Source organism: Aquimarina algiphila, assembly GCF_947494415.1.
Classification (GTDB): Bacteria; Bacteroidota; Bacteroidia; order Flavobacteriales; family Flavobacteriaceae; genus Aquimarina; species Aquimarina algiphila.
The window spans coordinates 385,368-409,120 of the sequence record NZ_CANLVC010000009.1 but is presented as its reverse complement, the minus strand read 5'-3'; the positions used below and the strand labels follow the sequence as shown (position 1 = coordinate 409,120).

Here is a 23,753-nt window from a genome sequence, read left to right as displayed (position 1 = left end):
CAAGATTACCCCTGTGATACAATGAAAAAATACATGATTTTTAAACCCAACAACTTAACATAAATACATTATTAAATCTTAAAACCTAAACTTATGAAACGTATTTTTACATTTCTCGTCATTTTATTGATGACAACATCTTTTTTTGCTCAATCCCAGAGCATTCAACCAAAACAACAAATTGCAGCGGCAAAACACTCAGGAAATTTTTTTAAAGAAGTCTCTTTGTTTCTTCTAAAGAATGAAAAATCTAATGCCTCTATTCCAAAAGAATTTAAAGATTTTTCAATTTTATCACTGAGCTCTTCTGCTATGAAAAGTTTTGAATCATCCCCTCCAGAGGCAATGAATCTTTCTTTACCTGGAAAAAAATCATCAATGCTTTTAGAATTAGTAAAAGTGGAAATTGCTACAGATGACTTTTCAATTGTAGAAATGCCTTCTGGAAAAGTTATTCAACCCAATATGAATATCGCACATTATCGTGGAATCGTAAAAAACAGTCCTAATTCAATTGCTGCCATTACCATCCAAGATGATCAAGTATCAGGAATAATTAGTCTTGACGGAGAAAGTGGTAATCTGGTACTTGGTAAACTAGACAATAGTAATCACCATATCCTATATGAAGATAAAGATATCAGTCATCTTAACGATTTTGTTTGTCAAACTGTAGATACACATACTGAAGAAATCCAAAAAAACGATTTTTCAAAACAAACTCCAGCAGCAAATCAAGTTAAATGTCCCGAAATATTTTTTGACATTGGCAATGATGTGGTAAGAGATAAAGGAGGAAGTCAGGCAGCCAGTAACTTTGTACAGGCTATGTTTAATCAAGTAGCTATATTGTATGCTAATGATGACATAAAAATAAAGCTTTCTGGCATTAAGGTTTGGACATCATCTACTCCATTTAATGATTTAGATGGCTTTAGAAATTACAGAAATCGATATGGTTTTAACGGTGACCTTGCTCATTTTGTGACTTATAATTACTCTGGGGGAGTAGCTTGGGTAGATGCTCTTTGTGGTTCATATAAATATGGTTTATCGGGCATAAACCGTAGTTATCAAGATGTTCCAAGATATTCTTGGAATATCTCTACAATCGCGCATGAGTTAGGACATAATTTTGGGTCAAATCATACGCATTCTTGTGTATGGAATGGTAATAATACCGCAATTGATGGTTGTTACAATACCCAAGGAGGTTGCGGGCGCCCAGGAATTCCTTCGGATGGAGGAACAATCATGAGTTATTGCCACTTAACGAGTGTGGGAACAAACCTAAGAAAAGGTTTTGGATCTCAGCCCAGAAATGTAATTCGAAGAGCAATCAGCAGAGCCAGTTGTGTAGATACTTGTGAAGGCTCAGGAGGAGGTGGTGGTGAAGTAAGCTGCGTAGGTATTAATGAATGGTCTGGTAATGTAACCTATGTAGCTGGAAATAAAGTAACCTACCAAGGTAGGCTATTTGAGAGAACAGCAAATAACGGTTGGAACGATTTAGGGAAATGTAGCTCGGATCCATGTTCTGTAGCCGTGCAATGGACCGAAAACACAATCTATTCACCTGGAGATGTTGTAATATATAATGGTAATGTATGGATAAGGACAGAAAATAACGATTGGGAATACGTAGACTGTGATAGCAACACCGTTGATCCATGTTCTAGTGTAGATCCCTGGACAGAAGGTGTAAATTATCGTGTGGGTGATCAAGTTGTATTTGAAGGGAAAGTTTTTGAATGGAACGGAGCTAATTGGATTGAAATAGCAACTTGTGCAGGCACCCCTGCATCCGTACCCATAGTTTCAACTTCGCAGACAGTAAAAGATTCTAATATCTTAGTTTATCCTAATCCGGCTAAAGATTTTATCACTTTTGAAATTGAGAATGTACATAGTGAAAATACGATCATTACTGTTAGGAATATACAGGGTAGGAATATTGTATCTAAAACTATCAATCAAACTTCTCCAATCGGAAATATAAAAGAAACTCTTAATATTCAGTCATTCAATAGCGGTATTTACTTTGTACAGATAATTAGCGGTGATGCAACACTCACCAAAAAGATTCATATCAAATAAACTCTTATAATCAATTTTTAGTGAGGGTATGTAATAAAAATACATACCCTTCTAATCAATTCTAAAAACAAAACCAATGACACAACTCAAAAAATTATCTCTACTTCAATGGAGATTACTTCTGGTTCTTTTCTTGCTAATCAACCCAATGAATTATACAGGTTCTGCTCAAGAATTATTTCAAATGATGCAAAACGAAAATAACCTCAGCATAAAAAAACTAGAACGCTTAGGAACCAAATACTACAAAAAAAATAAAAAAGGTAAAGGAAGTGGCTATAAATTGTATATGAGAAACTTATACTGGGCCAAACGAAATGCTGATGCTAACGGTCGTGTAATAAGTGATCGTCAAGTTGTGAATGAATATGATAGATTTTTGAAATCATGGAATCAAAACAATAGTCAAACGGCAAGAAATGTACAAAGAAGCAGTAACTGGGAAGAATTAGGTCCTTTTAACTGGACCCGCACAAGAAGTTGGTCTCCAGGACTAGGAAGGATTACGGCCATAGCTGTAGAACCTACAAATCAAAAAATAATATACGCTGGATCTCCAGGAGGTGGCATCTGGAAATCTATAAATGCGGGTCAAAGTTGGAAACCTCTTGGTGACCGAATGACCAATATGTCCATTTGGGCTATAGCCATCGATCCAAATAATAGTAGTATTGTATATTTAGGAAACTCTGCTGGTCAGATTATGAAATCAACAAATGGAGGAGATTCATGGTCAGAAGTTTACAGAGTAAGTGGTACTCCAAGAAGAATTCTCATTCATCCAAACAGCACTCTCATATTTGTGGGTACTACAGAAGCATTATACAGATCGGTTAATTCAGGGAATTCTTTTAGTTCAGTATTAAATTCCAGAGCCGAGGATATTGAATTCAAGCCAGGGAATACTAATGTGGTTTATGCTTGCGGAAATAGTTTTTATCGATCGACTAACGGAGGTCGTTCTTTTAGTCGTATCACTAGTGGGATCTCCAGAACTGAGCGAATGAAAATGGCTGTAACTCCTGCAAATCCAGATATTGTGTACTTAGTTCAAAAAAGACAAAGTAGTTTTGGATATTTATACAGATCAATAGACGGTGGATCAAGTTTTAGTACTCGTGCAAATTATAACAGTGTATCTACAAACCAGGTATATTTTACACAGGCATCTCGTGATATGGCCATTGCTGTATCAGATACCAATGCTAATGAAGTACATTTAGGGGGAATGAACTATTCAAGATCATTAGATGGCGGGTTAAGTTTTACAACACTAGCCGCTTGGAATGAACCCAATGACCGATCCTATGTACATGCAGATATAGAAGTTTTACAATATATAAACGGCAATATATACATAGGTACAGATGGAGGTATTTTTAGAAGTAGAGATCGTGGAGCTAATACAACCGATTTAACACAAGGAGGATTAGCAGTAAGACAATATTATCGTATTGGCGGTGCTGCTACAGATGCCAATATGATAGTAGGAGGAGCTCAAGATAATGGAACCAATATTATGAGAGGAGCAAAAGGACAATTTAAAGAATGGCTAGGTGCCGATGGTATGGAGTGTTTTATAGATCATAAAAATAGAAATATCGTGTATGGAACCACTCAGTTTGGTTCTTTATATAAAAGTACAGATGGTGGAAATAGTATAGGAAACATTAGTAAACCTGGGAATTTCAGTGGAGAATGGGTAACACCTTTTATGATGGATCCTATTAATAACAACAATATTTATGTTGGATATAGAGATTTGTACCGAAGCAACAATGGTGGTAGTAGAGGTAGCTGGAGGAATTTAACAAGCAGTATAAATGTTGGTGGTAATCTTGATGAAATGGCAATAGCCGCTTCGGACAACAACTATATATACATAGCTCAAAAAGGTCGGGTATGGAGAACCAAAAATGGACAACGCAACAACCCAACCTGGACCGAAATAAGCAATTTTAGAGGTGATGTTAATTTTATTACTGTTGACCCTAATAATCCTGAACGAGTAGCTCTTGCTGCTACTGGGTCAAGAGTTTACCTATCAATAGATGCAGGAAGTACATGGACCAATATTAGAGGAAATCTCCCCAACATTTCTGCTCAATGTCTGGTTTTTGATGACACCGCAGCCAATGGGTTATATGTAGGTATGCAATCTGGAGTGTATTATACTAATGATAATCTTAGTTCCTGGGTTCCGTTTTCAACCAATTTGCCCGGAGTACAAACTACAGATTTAGAAATCCACTACCCTACACGAAAAATTCGTGTTGCAACGTATGGTAGAGGAATTTGGGAATCTGACCTTTATGATGAAAATAGTGAAGAAATAAATCCACCTACTGACCTGAGTATACAGGTAAGTGAAAAAGATGTCACATTGACGTGGAAAGATAATTCGACCAATGAAAATGGTTTTACAATTGAAAGAAGTGATGGAAATGCTTATGAAAGAATAGACTTTGTTGGGACAGGTATTCAAACGTATACAGACAAAGGTTTATCAAACGGCACGTACACTTATAGAGTTAGAGCATATGACAGTGATAGTTATTCAAGTTATTCTAATACTATTCAAGCAATTATAGAGGATATCGTAACTCCACCAGATGTCATCGACAATTGCGAAGGTTGCACTGTTTATGACACCAATAGCGAGGAAATTAGTAATGCAGATCATTCAAAAGAAAAAGCTGCCGATGGAGATCCTAGTACATATTGGCATAGTAACTGGTATGATGATAATACTTCACACCCACATTTTATAGCTATCGATCTCGGTCAACAAAGAGATTTAGTCGGATTTTCTTATCAAGGAAGACAGACTGGTACAACTGGAATGGTAAAAGACTATATTATATTTGGTTGGGATGGTAATAGTTGGCAACAGTTATCAACAGGAACATTTCAAAAATCTACACTTAAACAAACTGTAGAATTTGACACTTTCAGATGTCGCTATATTTATTTTAGAGCACTCTCTGAAGTTGATGACAAAAGATGGGCATCGGTTGCAGAATTTACAGTAAGATACACTCCGTCACAAAATGCTGGCAGATTTGCTAGTAAAAAGATTTTAAATACTCCTCCTCCAGCTGTAGATCTTAGTGATTTTGATGGAATAAAAGTATTTCCTATTCCTTTTAACGATAAACTAACTATTAAAGGGATTACGTCTAAAAAAGCAGTTCGTTCTATACAGCTTATTGGCACAAATGGACGTACCCAACGAACTAAAAATGTGCTAGATAAAGATATTATTACTATCGACACCCATAAGTTACTTGATGGTTTTTATGTTTTACATATAGAACAAAATGGAGTACAAAAAAGTATTAAGGTTTTCAAACAACAATGAATCTAACTGGTGAGAATATTTTATTTTTAAAGTTGTTCGGAAACAAAGACAAGGGTTTATGGATAAAACCCTTTAAAATATTGAATTTTTAGAAAAACATCATCTTATCAAACCAAAGAAAGGGGTATTGTTCGATATTGAGCAATACCCCTTTTTATTAAAAAGCATCTATTGCTAAATTTTAATTACACATTGATTTATTTATAGAATTACTAAGGATTTATTCTGAATAATGCTAGTTATTATATTAAACTAAAGTTAATTAACTGTTAAATACAGTTAACTTCAATTGTATTACTTTTGGTTTTTTGTGTCAATTTCCTTCTTAAATTTTATTCCTTTTAGATGTCTTTCTTTTCTGTTCAACTCCTTGATCCTCAATAACGCAACAATGTTGCATTATTGAAAATTAAGATATACTTTGACTTATTTATAAGCAAATAACTCCCTAGAAACCAGCTGCTTGTTACGTTTTTACCGTATTTTTTTGTAAGAATTAATCTCTACTTTTGAACGACAAATTTTAATGAGAGCTCAACATTTTAATTTAAAACTAAAATTAAACTTTAACACAAAATTTGAAAAATAATGAAAACTCAACTAAAAATTTTAAGTGCTATAACGGTCTTTTCTTTTCTCTTTTATAGTTGTGAAAAAGATGAAAATGAGATTACTGAGATAGAAACAGGAATAGAAACTACTGACAATATAGGAGCAGATCAAGCAATACCTGGAGAGTATATTATAATTTACAAAGAGGATGAGTCTCTATTAGGTAAAAGTGCTGGTATGAAAGCTAAATCCATGCAAACGCTATCAAAATATGCGATAGCAGAGGATAATATAAAGCAAACTTATACTAATGCTATTCAAGGGTTTGCTGTTAAAAATCTATCTCAAAAACAAGCAGACATGCTTAAAAATGATCCTGAAGTAGCTTATATAGAACCTAATTATATTCATAAGTTGGATATAGATATGGGAAAACCTGTAAGCACGCTTCCTGCGACAGTACAAGGTAAAAATGCTACTAAGGATTCTCAACTTCCAAATGGAGATTTTTTACCCTGGGGTATAGAAAGAGTAGGAAGAGCTAACGGTAGTGGTAGAACCTGCTGGATTATCGATAGTGGTATAGCACCACATAGTGATCTAACTATTGATACTGGCAGAAGCAGAAGCTTTGTAGGTGGATCATGGCAAGATCAAAATGGACATGGAACTCACGTAGCAGGAACAGTTGCTGCAAAAAATAATGGCTCTGGAGTTGTAGGTGTGGCTTTTGGGGCTACTGTAATTTCTGTTAGAGTACTAAATGCTGCAGGAAGTGGTGGTACCGCTGGTATTCTTGCTGGGGTAGACTATGTAGCAAATAATGCAAGAAATGGAGATACCTGGAACTATAGTGTAGGATTCCGTAATAGAGCTACTTCTCAGGCCATTGATAATGCTTTTAGAAATCTTGAAGCAAGAGCGATTGGAGCTATGGCGGCAGGAAATAGCAATGATGACACCCAATTTTACTCACCACAAAGATTACGTACGGGTAACTCTTGGTGTGTTGGTAACATGACTCGTTCAGGGGCAGCCGCAGGTACTTCAAACTTTGGAAGAAGTGTAGATCGTTGGGCTCCAGGTACCGCAGTATGGTCTACTTGGTTAAACGGTCAATTTAATAGAATCTCTGGTACATCTATGGCATCACCACATGTAGCAGGTATACTATTACTAAGAGGTAACAGTACAGGAACAAATGGATCTGTAAGCAAAGGAGGATCAACTGCTCCTATTGCTACCCTTAATTAAAAATAGATAATTAAATATTTTGAATTTGTTAGAGGTTGGGTTGCACCCAGCCTCTTTTTTTATTCTATGTAAACATACTCTAGTTCATATACAATATTCTTGTGCTTTCACCTTGTTAAAAGAAATATCGATTCTTATAAAAGTTAATGATGTACAACAATATTCTTCTGATAGAGCAATTACTTCATAATCAGAGTAATATAGTATTTTATACCGTTAGGGTTTAGACTTGCCCCTCCCATTCTTTATAAAACTGTTCTAAAAACCCTTCCATATATTGATGACGTTCATTAGCCAGTTTTTTACCGGCTTCAGTATTCATTCTATCCTTAAGCAGGAATAGTTTTTCATAAAAATGATTAATTGTTGGAGAGGTTGAAGACTTGTATTCTTCTTTCGTCATATTAAGGTTGGGAGAAATATCAGGATCATATAGAACTCTGTTTTTAAACCCGCCATAATTAAAACATCTTGCAATTCCGATAGCACCTATGGCATCTAATCGATCCGCATCTTGAATAACATCCAGTTCTGGGGATTTAAATTTTTGATCTGTGTTACCCCCTTTAAAGGAAATGTTTTCTATAATTTTGATTACATGAGTAACAACACTTTCTTCAACGCTGAGGCTTTCTAAAAAATCTGATGCGACTTTAGGCCCAACAGTTTCATCACCATCATGAAATTTTGAATCTGCAATATCGTGAAGCAATGCACCTAAGGATACCACAAAAAGATCTACATTTTCATCCTTAGCAATTAGCTTTGCATTATTATACACTCTTTGGATATGAAACCAGTCATGTCCTCCCTCTGCTCCAACAAGTTTTTCTTTTACAAAATCAATAGTTTTAGATACAATCTTATCTTCAATCATACCTATATCTACTATTTTACTATTGCAGGTTGTACCCACTTAAATTCAAAAATCTCATCAGGGATTACCAGTCGCTCACTAATTCGTTGCATTCTAGCAGGTAGTTTCATCACAAAATCCCGTGCTTTCTCGGCTTCATCGGTTAAATCTACCAGTTTATCAATTTCCCATTTATCAATTAAGCGTTGCATGATATCGATATAATCTTGAGAAGTATATACTCCTAAACGTTGAGCAGCATTTGAGAATTCTTCAAAGGCAGTACCTATAGCGTCTCCAGATTCTCTAAGAAAATGTGCAGGCATTACAATTTTATGTTTCATCATATGGCTAAAAGCAATCATCATCTGACTAGGGTCAACTTCAAAAATATTTTTTACAAACTCACTATATGCGTTATAATGACGCATCTCATCACCTGCGATAATTTTACACATTTTAGCTAGTGATTTATTTGAGTACTCCCTTGCCATTTTTGCCACCCGACTATGAGAAATATTGGTGGCTAACTCCTGAAAACTAGTGTATACAAAATTCTTATACGGATCTCTATCTGTACCAATATCAAATCCGTCATTAATTAAATGTTGAGTTGTTCTTTCTACCTCAATCATGTTTACTCTACCCGATAGGTATAAGTATTTATTCAGTGTATCTCCGTGGCGATTTTCTTCACTTGTCCAGTAACGTACCCAACGAGACCAGCCATTTCCTTTACCATCTTCATGCTGATTAATCCCTTCTACATCCATTAACCATGATTCATATGTAGGTAAAGCCTCTTCTGTAATCGTATCCCCTACAAGAACAACCCAAAAATCATAAGGAAGTTCTTTTGCCAACTCTCTTAATTCTTTTACTTCATCAAAAAACGTATCTTCATTCTGAGAATCTGGTAAGAAATCTGTTGGCTGCCACACCTTATCTATCGGAATCAAAAATTTATCTATAAAAGATTCTATTTTCTTCTCTAATAGTTGCATTACTTCTAGTCTAATATTATCTAAAGCCATTATAGTTGTATGTTACGTTCTAATTGCTAAAGTAACCCTTTCTTCAATTCTTTCGAGTAATATTTCGGGTTCTTTATCGATTGAAAGAGGTTCTTGCACCTCCAATGTCAAATGTACTCCAACGCCCATTGGAAAATTACCAAATCGAACTAGTTTCCAACTATTATTTATAGTTACAGGTACGACTAAAGCATTAGGTGCATTCTTAAACAAAATTTTTAATCCTGTAGGAGCAAATTCTTTTGGTTTTCCATCTCTACTTCTTGTGCCTTCAGGAAAAATTACTGCAGAAAATGTATGCTCAGCGATAAACTTTCCAAATTTAGATAAGGCCGGAATAGATTGTTTAGGATTTTTTCTATCGATTAAAACATGCCCTCCATGCCTTAGGTTAAACGATATACTCGGAATTCCTTTCCCTAATTCAATCTTGGAAATAAACTTTGGTCTGTGCTTTCTTAAATACCAAGATATCAGAGGAACATCAAACATACTTTGATGATTAGAAACAATGATCAAAGATTGATCCTTTGGCAATTTATGAATATTCTTAAAACTGATTCTTACTCCCAAAAAGTGTAGACATCGTAATAAACATAGATTCATGATATTTACTACCCCTCTGTGTCCCGATCTACCGCCCAGTTTTTTGCCAAGCCACTGCAGTGGTTGAAAAACTACTAATGTTAATCCAAAAGATAAATAGAAAATTATAGAAAGCGGATAACTAAGTATCCTTTTTACTGCCTCCATCCCTTCTGTTCAATTATTAAAATTTTGACTTGTGTAATTGTCTCGCAAGGTCTTACATTATTTCAAGTAAACCAATAGTTTTACTAAAATAAAAACCGCCTGTAACAACAAACGGTTTAGAACTCTTTTTTTAGCATATACGCTACTTACATTTTAGCAATGTTCGTTATATGCATCTTTAAGATTTTCTGCGATCATTTCTGCAGGTCGCCCTTCTATATGGTGACGCTCTAGCATATGAACTAACTCCCCGTTTCTAAATAAAGCCATAGAAGGAGATGATGGAGGAAACGGGATCATAAATCCACGCGCCTTATCCGTTGCTTCTCTGTCTACTCCTGCAAAAACGGTTACCAAATTGTCTGGTTTTTTATTATTATCTAAAGAAGCCTTTGCTCCCGGGCGTGCATTTGCCGCAGCGCAACCGCATACCGAATTAACAACTACCAACGTAGTTCCTTCTTTTGCTATTGCTGCTTCTACTGCTTCTCCTGTATGTAATTCTTCAAAACCAATATTGGTAAGATCTTCACGCATTGGTTTTACTAACTCTGGTGGATACATATTTCTGTTTTTTTTCGTACTACAATTTTATACAAAGGTACAAATTATGTACCATATAAAAGTAACTGACAAGTAGTCGTAGAAATATATCATCTCACAACATAATTCTATTTTATTTACAACGATCCCGTAACAAATATTGTATCTTATTGTCTAATATACTATAGAACAAAATATATTAAAAAATAATTTCAGTTATCTTTACAACCCAAAAAAAATTTGAATGATTAAATGGTTTGCTGCTATATTAGGAGCCGTGTTTTTTAGATTTCCGGGAGCAATTCTTGGTTTTATCCTAGGAAGCCTCTTGGATACTACCTCTGGTAAAAATGGCAGAGGGTTCAAAACTGTATTTTCGCAACAGCAAAAAATTACTCCTGCAGATTTTGAACTTAATTTATTATCCCTTTCTTCAATTGTTATTAAAGCAGATGGCAAAGTAAATCAAACCGAGCTAGATTATGTTCGTCGATACTTTGTAAGTGCTTATGGAAAAGAACATGCAAATGCTACTTTTAGATCGTTTAATGAAATCATTAAAAGCAGGCAAATCTCTGCACAACGTATTTGCATGTATATTAATCAACATACCCGATACCCCTCTAGGCTACAAATTCTTCATTTTTTGTTCGGAATTGCAAATGCAGATGGTATAGTAAGTGATTCTGAAGCTAGTGAAATTGGCAAAATTGCAGGCTTTCTAAGAATCAATTTTAAAGATTTTGAAAGTATTAAAGCCATGTTTTTTAAAACTGGAGATCATGCATATAAGATTCTCGAAATTGAAAAATCGGCAACAGATGCCGAAGTAAAAAAAGCATTTAGAACAATGGCCAAAAAATATCATCCAGATAAAATACAGCATATGGATGAAATACACATCAAAGGTGCCGAAGATAAATTTAGAGAGGTACAAAAAGCCTATGACCAAATCAAAAAAGAACGAGGGATTGTTTAATTTCTTTGGTTTATACTCTGCATAGACATGAGTTTATCTTAAAACTCGTAGTATTCACAACATTTTTTCTACCATTCGCAAAATACACTATTAAAATTAGAGAGTATTGCTGTTCATTTAAGCATTATTTAATCAAAAAGAGATAGAATTATAATCAGTTCTAGACTCCTTTTTAAAAACCTTCATTCTATGAAAAAATTAATGCTATTGTTTATTTTAATCGGAAGTTTTAACAAAGGATTTTCAGTTTCCATTCCTTTTAAAACATCTGAAATTAAGAATTTGTCCATCCCTATTTCTGATGATCCTATCGGCGATATCAAGAACGTAGTTCAGGAACATCTAGATGGTTCTGCGACAAGAGATATTTCAAAAATGAGTTCAGTATTACATGATGATTTTAGAATTGTTGTAAATGATGCTAAAAAAGGAGTCACTGTATTAGATAGAGCAACCATGCTTAACTTCTATAAGCAGAAAAAATTTGGAGGAGAAGTAAAATTAATAGAGTTTATATCTATAGATGTGCAGGGTAACTTAAGCGCTATAGTCAAAGTAAAGGAGACCGGTAAAAAAGCCATATTCAATCTATACTTTTCTTTAATTAACACAAATGGAAACTGGAAAATCATTAATGAACTCGCTTATTTAGATTATTTAAAATAAATTAGAGAACATAAAGTGATCTTTTGAGATTTTTCTTTCAAAAGATGTGGTATCAAACTAATGAAAAGAAGATTCTATTTAAGTAAAGGAGAGATTATTCTATGCCTAATCGCAATGGCAATAATCTCTTCTATTATGCTTTATATTAAATCCGATTTAAATGGACAATCAATATCATTTTTTTGGATTCTATGTATAAAGACTACTACCTGGCTTTTTTGGGGGTGTTGGATTCCTTTTATTTTTTACCTCTCTCATAAAGTCCCAATTCATAAACACAATTATTATCTAGGGGTTTTATTACACTTACCAATCAGCATCATGATTGTTTGTTTCCACCTATTATTGTATGTGATAATCATCAAATTAAGTCCCATACCTGGTTTTCAGGGACAACCAATCGCTACTTTATTCATTGGTCTTTTGTTCTCTCAGTTTGAATGGTATTTTCTGACATATTGGGCATTAATGCTTGGGAGTTATGCCGTCGAATATTATCAAAAATTTAGAGAAAGTAATTTAAAGGCAGCTCAATTAGATTCCCGTCTTACAAAATCCCGACTAATGGCTCTTAAAATGCAGTTACATCCACATTTTCTTTTTAATACATTACATACAATTTCTTCTCTAGTAAGACAAGACGAAAAGAAAAAATCCATTTCGATGTTATCAGAAATGGGTGATTTATTAAGGATCGTATTAAGTCAAAATGAAGAACAATTCATAAAACTAACATCAGAACTTGAGTTCATCAAAAAGTATATCGCTTTAGAAGAGAAGAGATTTAAAAATAAAATGAACGTTCAAATAGAGGTTGGTGATGATTTATCTGAGACATTAATACCCTCTTTTTTATTACAACCTTTAATTGAAAATAGTATCTATCACGGATTATCAAAAAAGGTAGATGCGAGTATACTGAGTATTGATATTAAAAAAAAGGGAGATCAATTATGCATAGAAATGTATAATGATGGCCCCCCATTATCAGAAAACTTTAATGTCTTCAAAGTAGAAGGAATTGGATTAGCAAACACTATAGAACGGCTCAGTCAACTATATCAAGATCAGTACATTATTAAGTTTTTGAATATTAAAAATGGAGTGTTAGTCAAATTAAACATTCCATATCAAATCAAATAAATGCAAATAAAAGTAATCGCCATAGATGATGAACCCGAAGCTCTGGAAAATTTAAAGATTTTGCTTGATGAGCAAGATGATTATATATTAATTGATTCTTGCACTAATGGAAAAACAGCCATTGAGGCTATTATAGAACAAAAACCCGATTTGGTTTTTCTCGATATTCAAATGCCCGAGATATCCGGTTTTGATGTAATAAGCGCAGTACGCCCATACTTTGCCCCTGTTTATGTATTTATTACTGCCTATGATCAATACGCAATACATGCATTTGAAGTAAACGCTATTGACTATCTACTAAAACCTTTTGATGACGAACGTTTTTATGCAGCTCTTCATAAAGCAAAAAAACAGATTGAGCTCAAAACAAACGAAGACCTCAACTTCAAATTAGATGCATTACTTCAAAAAACGAATGCCAATAAAAAAGCAATGTATATCAAACGTATTTCTGTTAAGTTGGCTAATCGAGTTTATTTTTTAGAAATCGATAAAGTGATTTATTTAAAAGCAGAGAATCAATATATTAATGTATTTTTAAACAACGGCACTCAGCATTTGATCAGAGATACTCTTAATCGTCTTGAAAGTGAACTCAACCCAGAAATATTCTTTAGATGTCATCGTTCAAACATAGTCAACATTAATGAAATTAAGCAAATTGAACCTTTTTTTAGTGGGGATTATATAATGACGTTAAAAAATGGAGACAAATTGAAGTTATCAAAATCAAGAAAAGAAGGGTTAAAAAAATTAATGAATTGGTAATATATTAAAAATACGGCTTCAAAAGATTTTATACATTTTGAATACTAAAACTGAAAAGTTTACAGAATCAGAAGAAATCTGATTTAAAAAACTCTACCCCATACCATTTTCAAAAATTTTCCTGCCGGAAGACTTGTTGTAATTTTAATATCTTCTAACAATGAAGTCTCTTCATCCAAAAACTTTAAAATCTTGATTACTTTATTCTTTTCAAATAATCTTGAAAACAAGGAAGCACCTATATGATTTTGTTGAAATAATAGATCGATAAATAATAAATCATAGTACCAAAACTTAGTCTTCCTACCAAATTTTGATAATTCTGTATTGTTTTTAAGGAATTTAGTAAGCTCGCGAACCTTTTTTGATGTCAAATTAAATGTATATCCTGTACTAGGTTTTGTCCACCCACCGGCAGTACCTATATGTATAATATTTTTAGAATTATGTTTTTCAAATTTATAACATGTCATCGGGATACATCCTTTTTCTTTTTCGGTGATTTCATATGAAATGATCCCTTTTTCTTCTAAGTACTTTATAATTTCATCTTCATATTCTTGTTCTTCCAAAAGATCTTCTGAAAACAAAGTATATTCAAACAATGCTTCAGTTTTAGAAATGGGTAATACATACATAAACCGAGTATTCTCTTTCTGAGCTACCGTAAAATCCATAAAAGTAGCAGTAGTACAATCAAATACAGGTTCTGAAGTTTTGACAAACCATCCCACAAAATGCTGGTTTAAAACTGGGTATTTTTTCTGACTCTCATATTCTCGGGATAGTAGTATACTATTAAAAACTTTATCTCCAAGGTAGATACTTTGATTTGTTTCAACTTTTACAATACTTCCTTCATCGGTTAAAGAAGTAATTTTTTCCTGAGTAATCGTAATATTTGGCTTTTGTTCTAAAGTTTTTAAAACAAAACTGTAAAAATCTTTACTTCTGATCAATTTATATTGATAAGGAGAAATATTTGTTTCAGACGAAAACGTTTCACTTCCGAAGTAAATTTTATTCCACTTTTTACTTATGATGGTATCCCAAATCCCTTCACCTTGTTCCCAAAAACACCAGGTACGATCATTCTTATTCTTTATTTCTTTATCAATAAGTAGAATCTCCTTCTCATCAAAAAAAGGATCTAAGACCATATGATATGCCAGCATCAACCCTGAAGCACCTGAACCTGCAATGATGTAATCGTATTTTTGCATCTAAACAAATAAAAAGATGGTAAAAAAGACCAATATAGCGATAAAAATATGTAGTGAAATTTTGAAATGAAAAGCTTTTATAATTTTTTGTAAAAAAACATGTGCGACAAATCCTGTAAACAGCCAGCCAATATAATTTTGTAACGGAATTACCCCACCTTCAAATTCCCAAAAATCAAATCGAGGGGCAGACATTTCGATACAAGTATCTAAGCCAACCATTAAAACAGCTCCAATTGCAGAAGTAATGAATAGGTTATCATGCACCTTTTGAGCTATAGCAGCAGAACTATAGGTTAAAATCACCCAATTTACACCAATGATTAAAGGCACTCCACAAATCTTATAGCCCAAGTTTTTTCCGTACTCATAGTTTCCAAAGATTAAATCATAATTCACACCTAGATACTCTGTAATCATTCCAATACCAAAAGGAATCATTAATGCTAAAATCAAAGTGCGATTGAAATTAGTATCCCAAAGGATCAAAAACAAATAAATTAAAAGGTGTAATGGCGTCAAAGGTAAAAACCAATCTTCATAACCTATTAGAATGCCTATAATTCCCGAAATATTAAATATCCAAATAATGGCTATTATGAAAAATTGTCTTTTTTTATCCGAATTCATTTGTGTTTATAATCTATTATCGTTTTGAATCAACTCTGAAACTATTTTTCCTGATAGTAAACATAACGGAATGCCTCCGCCAGGGTGTACACTTCCTCCACAGAAATATAGATTTCTAATACTTCGAGAAAAATTAGGATGTCTTAAAAAAGCTGCATACTTATTATTACTAGATGATCCATATAATGAACCTTGGTATGATTGCGTTTTACTTTCTATTGTTCTTGGGTCCAGAATTTCTTCAAATTCTATTAAATTTTTTATATCAACTCCCAGAATACGAGATATTTTTTTTGTTATATTTCCTCTTGATTTTGCAATAATATTATCCCAATCTTGCCCTTCATTACCTGGTACATTAATCATTACAAACCAGTTTTCGCAGCCTTGAGGAGCATCTTGCCATTCGTTTTTGGAACTGATATTTATATATATTGTTGGGTCATCTGTGACCTGCTTTTTATCGAATATAAATTCGAATTCTTTTTTATAATCATTAGAAAAAAATATATTGTGTAAATCGAGTTCTGAACAAATCCTACGGATACCCCAGTAAAAAATTAATGCAGAGCTGGATCTTTGTTGTTTCAAAATTTTTCCTGGAGGTTTTTGATTAGGAAGAAGTTTACTATATGTTGATACAATATCCATATTAGAAATCACAACATCTGCCTTAATTTCTTTATCATTTACAAGAACACCTTCTACGTTATTATTCTTAACAATAATTTGCTCAACCTTTTCTCCAAAATGGAAACGCACTCCTAGATCTAATGCTAATCTATATAAACTTCTTGCAATACTGTACATTCCCCCTTTAGGAAAAAAAGTGCCATAATGTTGTTCTAAATGCGGAATCATCGACATAATTCCTGGAGTTCGATAAGGAGAAGATCCATTATAGGTAGCAAATCGATCAAAAAGTTGAATTAACTTAGGATCTTTAAACCTTTTTGTATTCACCTTATGCAATGAAGTATTAATCTCTAATGTGCTAATTCCTGCTATCGCTTTTAATGTATCTATGGATAGATAAGTTGATAATTTATGTAATGATTTTTCTAAAAACAGAGAAGTAGTCAGGTCATATTTCTTCTTGCTCTTTTCAAAATAATTAATAATATCAATAGCATCAACATCAAAAGTCATTGCAGCTTTTTCAGCAAATTTTTCTTTATCGGCAAACGCTGTAAAACGAGTATTATCTTCATAAAAGTAATTACAAATAATTTCTTTCCTTTCGTACTCAAAATAATCTGATCTCTGTTTTTTAGAAACTGTAAAAAGCTCCTCTATCATTTGTGGCATAGTAAACAAAGATGGACCACAATCAAAACGATAACCATTTTCACTAATTTCAGTTAATTTACCTCCAGGGGTTTTGTTGATTTCAAAAACCTGAACATCAAAACCTTGATTTTTTAGACGTACTGCGGTTGCCAAACCAGCAATGCCAGAACCAATAATGAGAGCACTTTTTTTATTCATCATATGCCATAAATGGATATTCAAAATTGAACAATTTGCTGATATTTCATTGGATTTTAAAGCGTTTTTTGTATATATTTAACTTCTGTTATATCACAATGAAACCACTACTAACTCTTCTTTTATTCATTACTCCTCTTGTTTTGATTACAGCACAAGATTTAGCTCAATCCAATACACCTAAAATCATCACAAAACTTAATGTTGGAAATAGCATCAGTTTTAGTTCTAAAAGTATCAAGTTTATCAAAGTAATAGAGGATTCCCGATGTCCTACTGATATTAATTGTATCTGGCCTGGAGAAGTAAAAATAAGTATTGCCCTTTATGAAAAAGATGTTTTGTTAGAAGAACAGGAACTTATTTTTGGTCCTCAAAATATAAATCCAGATCATATTGTAGAAATACTAAACATTGAACAGAAAAGAATATATGGGTATAATATCAGTCCTTACCCTTCAGCAAATGATGCTATTAACCCTTCTGATTATCAATTAGAATTACTTATTAACTAAAGCATTACTTTCTAAATAAATCAACATCAGGTATATTCATTTCTGTAACCAAATTAATTCACTTACTATTTTAAAGTACGTTTTCAAACTTTTTGAAATATAGTTTCATTAAGTTTCCTTTTCTTTGCCTGATGATTTCCAATAAAACCAAAGCACACATAGCTTTATTGAGTGTAAATATGATTTATGGGGCAAACTATCTTATTGCCAAAGGGTTAATGCCAAATAAAATTGAAGCATCTGCATTGGTTTTTCTAAGAATTAGTGGAGCTGGCATTCTATTTTTTGTTTTAAAGTATTTTGTAAAAGAAAAAGTAGAAAGAAAAGATATAGCTCGTCTGGCACTATGTGGTTTATTAGGTGTTGCTACTAATCAGTTCTTTTCTATGAATGGATTGAGCCTTACTTCTCCTGTAGACGCTGCAATTATCATTACTGCAATGCCAATTTTTACTGTGATTATTAGTTATTTTTTACTTAAAGAACCTTTGACACTACAACGCATTCTAGGTATATCCATTGGCGGAGCTGGAGCGGTTCTATTAATTTATTTAGGTAATTCTGGTCTTGGAACAGGTTCTTTATTAGGAAATATCTTTGTTAGCATTAATGCACTGGCTTTTGCATTTTATTTAGTCATTGTAAAACCTCTTATGTCAAAATATAAACCGATTACCGTAATTGTATGGACTTTTTTGTTTGGCTTTATATTTATGTTCCCTTTTTGTATCCAAAAATTAATCCATACAGATTTTCAATCTTTTGATGCCTCTAGCTGGATCTCATTGACTTATGTAGTGATTGGCCCTACTTTTTTTGCCTATTTACTCAATATGTTTGCCTTACAATTTGTAAAACCTACCGTTTCCAGTAGTTATATTTATGTTCAACCCGCGGTTGCTATGATTCTTGTAGCTGTCGTATCATATTTTGTAGTAAACAGTCAATACCAGGGAGATATAACACTTCCTAAACTTTTATGTTGTGTTTTGATTTTTGTTGGTGTGTATTTAATTAGTAGCGGACCTCTAAAATGGATAAAAAAACTAAAAGATTAATGGCAGCCACACCCAGAACTCCCACAAGAGTTTGATGATTTTTTCTTTACAGAAGACAATGAAGGTTTCCAAAAGAACTTTTTAATTAAAAATCCTATTGCTCCTGCAAAAACTAAAATCACCGCTACATTTTGGATAAGAATATTCATAATACCTATAAAGTCGTATAAAGATACTGAAACTTATTTTTTTATTTTAAAATTTGGTACACAATCAATGCAATGCTATATGCTAAAGCACTCATCAATATAAGTTGAGCCATTGGCCATTTCCAACTATTAGTCTCGCGTTTTACAATAGCTAACGTACTCATACATTGCATTGCAAACGCATAAAATAATAATAAAGAGATTCCACTAGCCAAATTAAACAAGGGCCTACCCGTTACAGGGTGAACCTCTGCTGCCATTCTATTTTTTATGGTTTCTTCTTCATCACTCCCTACACTATAAATGGTTGCCAATGTTCCTACAAATACTTCTCTTGCGGCAAATGAGCTAATAATCCCTATTCCTATTTTCCAATCATACCCCAATGGTGCTACCACGGGTTCAATTGCCTTACCAGCATATCCAATAAAAGAATATTCGAGCTTATGTGATGCTATTTTTTGATCTAGTTCTTCCTGAGAAACATCAGGAAATTGTGCTGTCACAATTTCTTCGGCTTTACTAAAATTTTCATTGGGTCCAAAACTAGCCAATACCCATAAAATAATTGAAATTGCCAAAATGATTTTTCCAGCTCCAAAAACAAAAGCCTTAGTTTTTTCAATTACATTAATAGCAACGTTTTTAAACAAAGGCACTTTATAGCCAGGCATTTCGATAACAAAATAAGATTTGCTTTTTATCTTAAGCAACTTATTGAGCAACCAGGCAGACCCAACGGCAGACCCAAAACCAATAAAATATAAAAGCATTAAGGTAAGACTTTGATAACTGAATATCCAACCTACCTTTTCATCTGGAATAACCAATGCTATAATAATTAAATATACCGGTAATCTTGCCGAACACGTTGTAAAAGGAACAACAAGAATAGTAATTAATCGCTCTTTCCAATTCTCTATATTTCTAGTTGCCATTACTGCAGGAATTGCACACGCTGTCCCAGAAACTAATGGCACTACACTTTTACCACTTAATCCAAAGCGACGCATTACTCTATCCATAAGAAAAACTACACGACTCATGTAGCCACTTTCTTCTAAAATTGAAATAAAAAGAAATAAAAATGCAATCTGAGGAATAAAAATAACAATCCCCCCTAATCCCGGAATGATACCTTCTGTAATAAGATCTACAAATGGACCCGATGGTAATGCTGACTTTGCAGCTTCGCTAAGCCACGCAAAAGCTTCATCGATTAAATCCATTGGATATGAAGACCAATCATATATCGCTTGAAAGATCAACATTAATATCGCAAAGAAAATAAAATATCCCCAGAATTTATGAGTAAGCACTCTATCGAGTCTAGCTCGCATTCCAGTAGCAGCTTTTTCATCTATTGTAAGCCCTTGTTTAAGGACATTATTAATAAACTGATATCTTTTAATGGTTTCTTTTTGCTGTAGTCTTTTGAGTTCACTTTCTGATTTGATTTTAAAATCAGGAGCAATATCCAAGTCTTGTTTATCAAATTTCCTAAAGTTTACATCCTGAGTAATAACTAACCAAAGTTTATACAAGGATTGATTAGGAAATGCTTTTTGTAATCTGTCAAAATACTCTGGAGCAAAAGATAGGGCATTTAAGCAGGATGTTTTGGGTAATGTAGAGTATGATTCTATAAGTTTTTTAAGCTCATCAATTCCTTGACTTTTTCTGGCACTTACTAAAGCTATTTTGGTATTTAGTTCTTTTTCTAATAGCGGAATATCTAGTGAAATTCCTTTTCTACTCATTCGATCTGCCATATTAATCACCAAAATCGTAGGGATTTCAAGATCTTTAATTTGTGTAAACAGCAGTAAATTTCGTTTTAGATTTTCTACATCACTTACTACAACAGCAACATCTGGAAAATCTTTATCCTTTTTATTTAGAAGGAGTTCTATAACTACATTTTCATCCAGAGAAGACGCATTTAGACTATAGGTCCCTGGTAAATCTAAAATATGAGCTTTTACACCTCGAGATAGTTTACATATTCCTTCTTTTTTCTCTACAGTAATACCAGGGTAATTACCTACTTGCTGATTAAGGCCAGTAAGCAAATTAAAAACAGATGTTTTTCCGGTATTTGGATTTCCAATAAGTGAAACTTTAATTTGCTTAGCCATAAAAAAGAATTGCTACTAAATAATTTGAACTTCTATCTGGGCTGCAATTTCTTTACGGATCGCAAGATGACTACCATTTATATTAAGATACATTGGGCATTGAAAAGGAGCTGTCTGCAATAATTCGACCTCATTTCCTGGCAAGCATCCCATTTCTAATAATTTAAGTGGAATAACATCAGACATGATTTCTTTTATCAATGCACGTTGACCTCTTTTGAGAGTAGCAATTGTAGTCTTCAAATGTTTATTTAGATTAATTTTAAACAAGGCAAAAGTAATGTAAATAATCTTATCGAAAAAGCTAAATTTTTCAAAATACAATAATCCAAAAATATGAAGTGTATAATTTTACTTAGTTTCATTTTTCAGAACAGCTATATCTTCAATCAGCTTATCAATATCTTCTGGATTAGTCCCGTCATAAAATCCACGAATTCGTTTCTTTTTATCTACAAGAACAAAATTTTCTGTGTGTACCATGTCATAAGCTCCTCCATCGCCATCTGATTTGGCTGCCAAATAGGATTTTCTAGCAAGATCATAGATCTGTTTTTTATCACCGGTAACCAAATTCCATTTTGCATCATTTACTCCTTTCTCTATAGCATATTTTTTTAATCTGGCTACACTATCAATCTGGGGTGTAACAGAATGAGAAAGCAGCAAAACCTCATTATCATCCTTTAATCGTTCTTGTATTTCTTTCATATGTCCTGTCATAATCGGACAAATGGTTTGGCAAGTTGTAAAGAAAAAATCGGCAACATAAATCTTATTCTCATAATTTTGTTGAGTGATCTCTTCTCCGTTTTGATTGGTAAGTTTAAAATCTGCAATTTTATGATACTTGCGAATGTATTGCACTGTACTATCCACTAATTCTGCATTTACCATATCCGGTTCATACACAGGCAAAACCTTATTGGGCTTAAGAATAGAATAGATAATAGAAATTATAATAGCTGATAATACAAAAAGTACAACTGCAAAAAATTTGTATTTAGAGAAAAACTGAAGCATTGCGAATTATTATGCTGCAAAATTACAAGGATTCTACTTTATTAAAACATTGTTTTTCATTAAAAAAATACTAAATATACCTAACTGCATAGCAGATTTTTTTTATATACCCTTCTAAAAGGTTACTTTTGCGTGATTTAATTTTGAAGAACGACCTATGAGTCCATTTTTTGTAAAAGCTATACAATTACTATTAAGTTTATCTATTCTAATCGTTTTACACGAATTAGGACACTTTATTCCTGCTAAACTATTTAAAACGAGAGTAGAGAAATTTTACTTATTCTTTGATGTAAAATTTTCATTATTCAAGAAAAAAATAGGGGAAACCGTATATGGTATTGGCTGGCTGCCTCTAGGAGGTTATGTAAAGATAGCTGGTATGATAGATGAGAGTATGGATAAAGAGCAAATGGCTGGTCCTCCTAAACCTTGGGAATTTAGATCTAAACCAGCTTGGCAACGATTGATTATTATGCTCGGTGGTGTTACTGTTAATATCATTCTTGGGTTTTTGATTTATATGGCAATAATATTCACTTGGGGAACTAATCATGTAGGTTTTGATGATATGCCAAATGGATTTGCCATCGAAGACTCATTTAAAAAAATGGGGTTTGAAGACGGGGATCGCATCATGAGTGTTAATGGCAAACCTCTTGAAGATGTTACCCAAATTAACCATCACTTATTCATGCGAGATGTAAAAAATATTAGTGTTTTACATCAAAACGGAAGTGAAGAAACTATTCAAATTCCTGAAAATATTGGTACTACAATGTTTGAATCTGGTGTATTAAGGCCTTTCTCTCCTATTAATAAGCCCATTGTAGATAGTACATATCTTGATGTTGCTGTTAAAGCTGGATTTAAAAAAGGAGATAAAATAACACAGGTAGAAGGAAAACCAATACAATATTGGCACGAGTTTAGAAAAACAATCCAAGAAAATAAAGGAAAAACAATCTCTATAGATTATTCAAGAAATGGAGAAACTCATACAACTTCGATAACTCCCAATGAAGATGGGCTCATAGGAATTGTTGTTAGGAATGGATATAAAATTCAGGAAAAACAATATTCTTTTGGAGCGAGTATTACCAAAGGTTTTGATTTTGGATACTGGACATTGCACGATTATATTGCTCAATTTAAATATGTTTTTACAAAAAAGGGAGCTAGTCAGGTAGGAGGATTTGGAGCCATAGGAAATCTATTCCCAGACGCATGGAACTGGAGAGCTTTTTGGGGCACAACTGCTTTTATTTCGATTATATTAGCCTTTATGAACATTTTACCTATTCCTGCATTAGATGGTGGTCATGTAATGTTTTTATTGTATGAAATTATTGCGGGTAGAAAACCAAATGACAAATTTATGGAGTATGCTCAACTAGCAGGGTTTATTCTATTAATTGCATTATTATTATTTGCTAACGGTAATGACATTTATAGGGCAATTTTTAAATAATAACTATTCATCAAAAAAATAGAACTTTCAACAAAGCTTCTATAATTTG

At 33.1% G+C, this 23,753-nt stretch carries 21 protein-coding genes; 10 read left to right on the top strand and 11 right to left on the bottom strand.

The features are described from left to right. Positions 1-93: 93 nt before the first annotated feature. The 3 genes from PQF96_RS23265 (at position 94) to PQF96_RS23255 (ending at position 7,264) form a co-directional block, all read left to right on the top strand. Positions 94-2,097 carry a M12 family metallo-peptidase gene (locus PQF96_RS23265; RefSeq protein ID WP_271768790.1) on the top strand — a complete coding sequence of 668 codons (2,004 nt, stop codon included), beginning with the start codon at positions 94-96 and terminating at the stop codon, positions 2,095-2,097. Positions 2,098-2,173: 76 nt separating this feature from the next. Further along, complete coding sequence (locus PQF96_RS23260; RefSeq protein ID WP_271768789.1) at positions 2,174-5,458, top strand: discoidin domain-containing protein; 3,285 nt, start codon at positions 2,174-2,176, stop codon at positions 5,456-5,458. A 588-nt stretch (positions 5,459-6,046) separates the two neighbouring features. Next, on the top strand, positions 6,047-7,264 hold the full coding sequence (locus tag PQF96_RS23255) for a S8 family peptidase (RefSeq protein WP_109437905.1): 1,218 nt from the start codon (positions 6,047-6,049) through the stop codon (positions 7,262-7,264). Between the two features lie 223 nt (positions 7,265-7,487). Here PQF96_RS23255 and PQF96_RS23250 read toward each other — a convergent pair whose 3' ends face one another. The 4 genes from PQF96_RS23250 to PQF96_RS23235 all read right to left on the bottom strand — a co-directional run bounded on the left by PQF96_RS23250 (position 7,488) and on the right by PQF96_RS23235 (position 10,471). Further along, entirely contained in the window at positions 7,488-8,141 is a 654-nt protein-coding gene (locus tag PQF96_RS23250) for an HD domain-containing protein (protein WP_271768787.1), read from the bottom strand. Between the two features lie 11 nt (positions 8,142-8,152). Beyond that, positions 8,153-9,154 (bottom strand): acyl-ACP desaturase, encoded by a 1,002-nt coding sequence (locus tag PQF96_RS23245; protein ID WP_109437904.1) that lies wholly within the window; start codon positions 9,152-9,154, stop codon positions 8,153-8,155. Between the two features lie 12 nt (positions 9,155-9,166). Further along, the gene (locus tag PQF96_RS23240) at positions 9,167-9,907 is read right to left on the bottom strand and encodes a lysophospholipid acyltransferase family protein (RefSeq protein WP_271768785.1); all 741 of its coding nucleotides are present in this window, start codon (positions 9,905-9,907) and stop codon (positions 9,167-9,169) included. Between the two features lie 153 nt (positions 9,908-10,060). Next, entirely contained in the window at positions 10,061-10,471 is a 411-nt protein-coding gene (locus tag PQF96_RS23235) for a BrxA/BrxB family bacilliredoxin (RefSeq protein ID WP_109437902.1), read from the bottom strand. Between the two features lie 223 nt (positions 10,472-10,694). Here PQF96_RS23235 and PQF96_RS23230 point away from each other — a divergent pair, with 223 nt between their 5' ends. The 4 genes from PQF96_RS23230 to PQF96_RS23215 all read left to right on the top strand — a co-directional run bounded on the left by PQF96_RS23230 (position 10,695) and on the right by PQF96_RS23215 (position 14,009). Then, the gene (locus PQF96_RS23230; protein WP_109437901.1) at positions 10,695-11,429 is read left to right on the top strand and encodes a TerB family tellurite resistance protein; all 735 of its coding nucleotides are present in this window, start codon (positions 10,695-10,697) and stop codon (positions 11,427-11,429) included. A 189-nt stretch (positions 11,430-11,618) separates the two neighbouring features. Then, the gene (locus tag PQF96_RS23225) at positions 11,619-12,095 is read left to right on the top strand and encodes a nuclear transport factor 2 family protein (protein ID WP_143917335.1); all 477 of its coding nucleotides are present in this window, start codon (positions 11,619-11,621) and stop codon (positions 12,093-12,095) included. Positions 12,096-12,155: 60 nt separating this feature from the next. Continuing rightward, entirely contained in the window at positions 12,156-13,238 is a 1,083-nt protein-coding gene (locus PQF96_RS23220) for a sensor histidine kinase (RefSeq protein ID WP_143917334.1), read from the top strand. After that, positions 13,239-14,009 carry a LytR/AlgR family response regulator transcription factor gene (locus PQF96_RS23215; RefSeq protein WP_109437898.1) on the top strand — a complete coding sequence of 257 codons (771 nt, stop codon included), beginning with the start codon at positions 13,239-13,241 and terminating at the stop codon, positions 14,007-14,009. It abuts the gene before it with no gap. 83 nt (positions 14,010-14,092) lie between these two features. Here the strand turns inward: PQF96_RS23215 and PQF96_RS23210 are convergent, their stop codons facing one another. The 3 genes from PQF96_RS23210 to crtD are packed head-to-tail and all read right to left on the bottom strand — an operon-like array spanning position 14,093 to position 17,374. Then, entirely contained in the window at positions 14,093-15,232 is a 1,140-nt protein-coding gene (locus PQF96_RS23210) for a lycopene cyclase family protein (RefSeq protein ID WP_271768782.1), read from the bottom strand. Continuing rightward, a complete protein-coding gene (locus PQF96_RS23205) occupies positions 15,233-15,862 on the bottom strand; it encodes a carotenoid biosynthesis protein (protein ID WP_271768780.1) in 630 nt (209 codons plus the stop codon). It abuts the gene before it with no gap. 6 nt (positions 15,863-15,868) lie between these two features. Next, positions 15,869-17,374, bottom strand: coding sequence for a 1-hydroxycarotenoid 3,4-desaturase CrtD (gene crtD / locus PQF96_RS23200; protein ID WP_333968220.1), 1,506 nt, complete (start codon positions 17,372-17,374; stop codon positions 15,869-15,871). A gap of 74 nt (positions 17,375-17,448) precedes the next feature. On the opposite strand from crtD, the gene PQF96_RS23195 reads away from it, so the two are divergent. Both PQF96_RS23195 and PQF96_RS23190 read left to right on the top strand, forming a co-directional pair. Then, positions 17,449-17,865, top strand: a complete 417-nt coding sequence (locus tag PQF96_RS23195; protein ID WP_109437894.1) for a hypothetical protein — start codon at positions 17,449-17,451, stop codon at positions 17,863-17,865. A gap of 131 nt (positions 17,866-17,996) precedes the next feature. Continuing rightward, positions 17,997-18,923, top strand: a complete 927-nt coding sequence (locus PQF96_RS23190) for a DMT family transporter (RefSeq protein ID WP_109437893.1) — start codon at positions 17,997-17,999, stop codon at positions 18,921-18,923. Here PQF96_RS23190 and PQF96_RS23185 read toward each other — a convergent pair. The 4 genes from PQF96_RS23185 to PQF96_RS23170 form a co-directional block, all read right to left on the bottom strand. Beyond that, positions 18,920-19,072: a hypothetical protein gene (locus tag PQF96_RS23185; protein ID WP_200825155.1), complete on the bottom strand. Its 153-nt coding sequence runs from the start codon at positions 19,070-19,072 to the stop codon at positions 18,920-18,922. The genes PQF96_RS23190 and PQF96_RS23185 overlap by 4 nt on opposite strands. Positions 19,073-19,113: 41 nt before the next feature. Beyond that, positions 19,114-21,210: a ferrous iron transport protein B gene (gene feoB / locus PQF96_RS23180; protein WP_271768777.1), complete on the bottom strand. Its 2,097-nt coding sequence runs from the start codon at positions 21,208-21,210 to the stop codon at positions 19,114-19,116. 15 nt (positions 21,211-21,225) lie between these two features. Then, positions 21,226-21,453: a FeoA family protein gene (locus PQF96_RS23175; RefSeq protein WP_143917329.1), complete on the bottom strand. Its 228-nt coding sequence runs from the start codon at positions 21,451-21,453 to the stop codon at positions 21,226-21,228. A 108-nt stretch (positions 21,454-21,561) separates the two neighbouring features. Beyond that, positions 21,562-22,233, bottom strand: coding sequence for an SCO family protein (locus tag PQF96_RS23170; RefSeq protein WP_109437891.1), 672 nt, complete (start codon positions 22,231-22,233; stop codon positions 21,562-21,564). A 157-nt stretch (positions 22,234-22,390) separates the two neighbouring features. Here PQF96_RS23170 and rseP point away from each other — a divergent pair, with 157 nt between their 5' ends. Continuing rightward, positions 22,391-23,704: an RIP metalloprotease RseP gene (rseP, locus tag PQF96_RS23165; RefSeq protein WP_271768775.1), complete on the top strand. Its 1,314-nt coding sequence runs from the start codon at positions 22,391-22,393 to the stop codon at positions 23,702-23,704. The last annotated feature ends 49 nt before the right edge of the window (positions 23,705-23,753 follow it).

Excerpts from the sequence above, each read along its gene's own strand:
- PQF96_RS23240 (WP_271768785.1), bottom strand. The coding sequence starts at position 9,907 with ATGGAGGCAGTAAAAAGGATACTTAGTTATCCGCTTTCTATAATTTTC.
- PQF96_RS23250 (WP_271768787.1), bottom strand. The coding sequence starts at position 8,141 with ATGATTGAAGATAAGATTGTATCTAAAACTATTGATTTTGTAAAAGAA.
- PQF96_RS23255 (WP_109437905.1), top strand. The coding sequence starts at position 6,047 with ATGAAAACTCAACTAAAAATTTTAAGTGCTATAACGGTCTTTTCTTTT.
- feoB (WP_271768777.1), bottom strand. The coding sequence starts at position 21,210 with ATGGCTAAGCAAATTAAAGTTTCACTTATTGGAAATCCAAATACCGGA.
- PQF96_RS23235 (WP_109437902.1), bottom strand. The coding sequence starts at position 10,471 with ATGTATCCACCAGAGTTAGTAAAACCAATGCGTGAAGATCTTACCAAT.
- PQF96_RS23225 (WP_143917335.1), top strand. The coding sequence starts at position 11,619 with ATGAAAAAATTAATGCTATTGTTTATTTTAATCGGAAGTTTTAACAAA.
- PQF96_RS23205 (WP_271768780.1), bottom strand. The coding sequence starts at position 15,862 with ATGAATTCGGATAAAAAAAGACAATTTTTCATAATAGCCATTATTTGG.
- PQF96_RS23220 (WP_143917334.1), top strand. The coding sequence starts at position 12,156 with ATGAAAAGAAGATTCTATTTAAGTAAAGGAGAGATTATTCTATGCCTA.
- PQF96_RS23230 (WP_109437901.1), top strand. The coding sequence starts at position 10,695 with ATGATTAAATGGTTTGCTGCTATATTAGGAGCCGTGTTTTTTAGATTT.
- PQF96_RS23195 (WP_109437894.1), top strand. The coding sequence starts at position 17,449 with ATGAAACCACTACTAACTCTTCTTTTATTCATTACTCCTCTTGTTTTG.
- PQF96_RS23190 (WP_109437893.1), top strand. The coding sequence starts at position 17,997 with ATGATTTCCAATAAAACCAAAGCACACATAGCTTTATTGAGTGTAAAT.
- PQF96_RS23245 (WP_109437904.1), bottom strand. The coding sequence starts at position 9,154 with ATGGCTTTAGATAATATTAGACTAGAAGTAATGCAACTATTAGAGAAG.
- PQF96_RS23185 (WP_200825155.1), bottom strand. The coding sequence starts at position 19,072 with ATGAATATTCTTATCCAAAATGTAGCGGTGATTTTAGTTTTTGCAGGA.
- PQF96_RS23265 (WP_271768790.1), top strand. The coding sequence starts at position 94 with ATGAAACGTATTTTTACATTTCTCGTCATTTTATTGATGACAACATCT.
- rseP (WP_271768775.1), top strand. The coding sequence starts at position 22,391 with ATGAGTCCATTTTTTGTAAAAGCTATACAATTACTATTAAGTTTATCT.
- PQF96_RS23210 (WP_271768782.1), bottom strand. The coding sequence starts at position 15,232 with ATGCAAAAATACGATTACATCATTGCAGGTTCAGGTGCTTCAGGGTTG.
- PQF96_RS23215 (WP_109437898.1), top strand. The coding sequence starts at position 13,239 with ATGCAAATAAAAGTAATCGCCATAGATGATGAACCCGAAGCTCTGGAA.
- PQF96_RS23260 (WP_271768789.1), top strand. The coding sequence starts at position 2,174 with ATGACACAACTCAAAAAATTATCTCTACTTCAATGGAGATTACTTCTG.
- PQF96_RS23170 (WP_109437891.1), bottom strand. The coding sequence starts at position 22,233 with ATGCTTCAGTTTTTCTCTAAATACAAATTTTTTGCAGTTGTACTTTTT.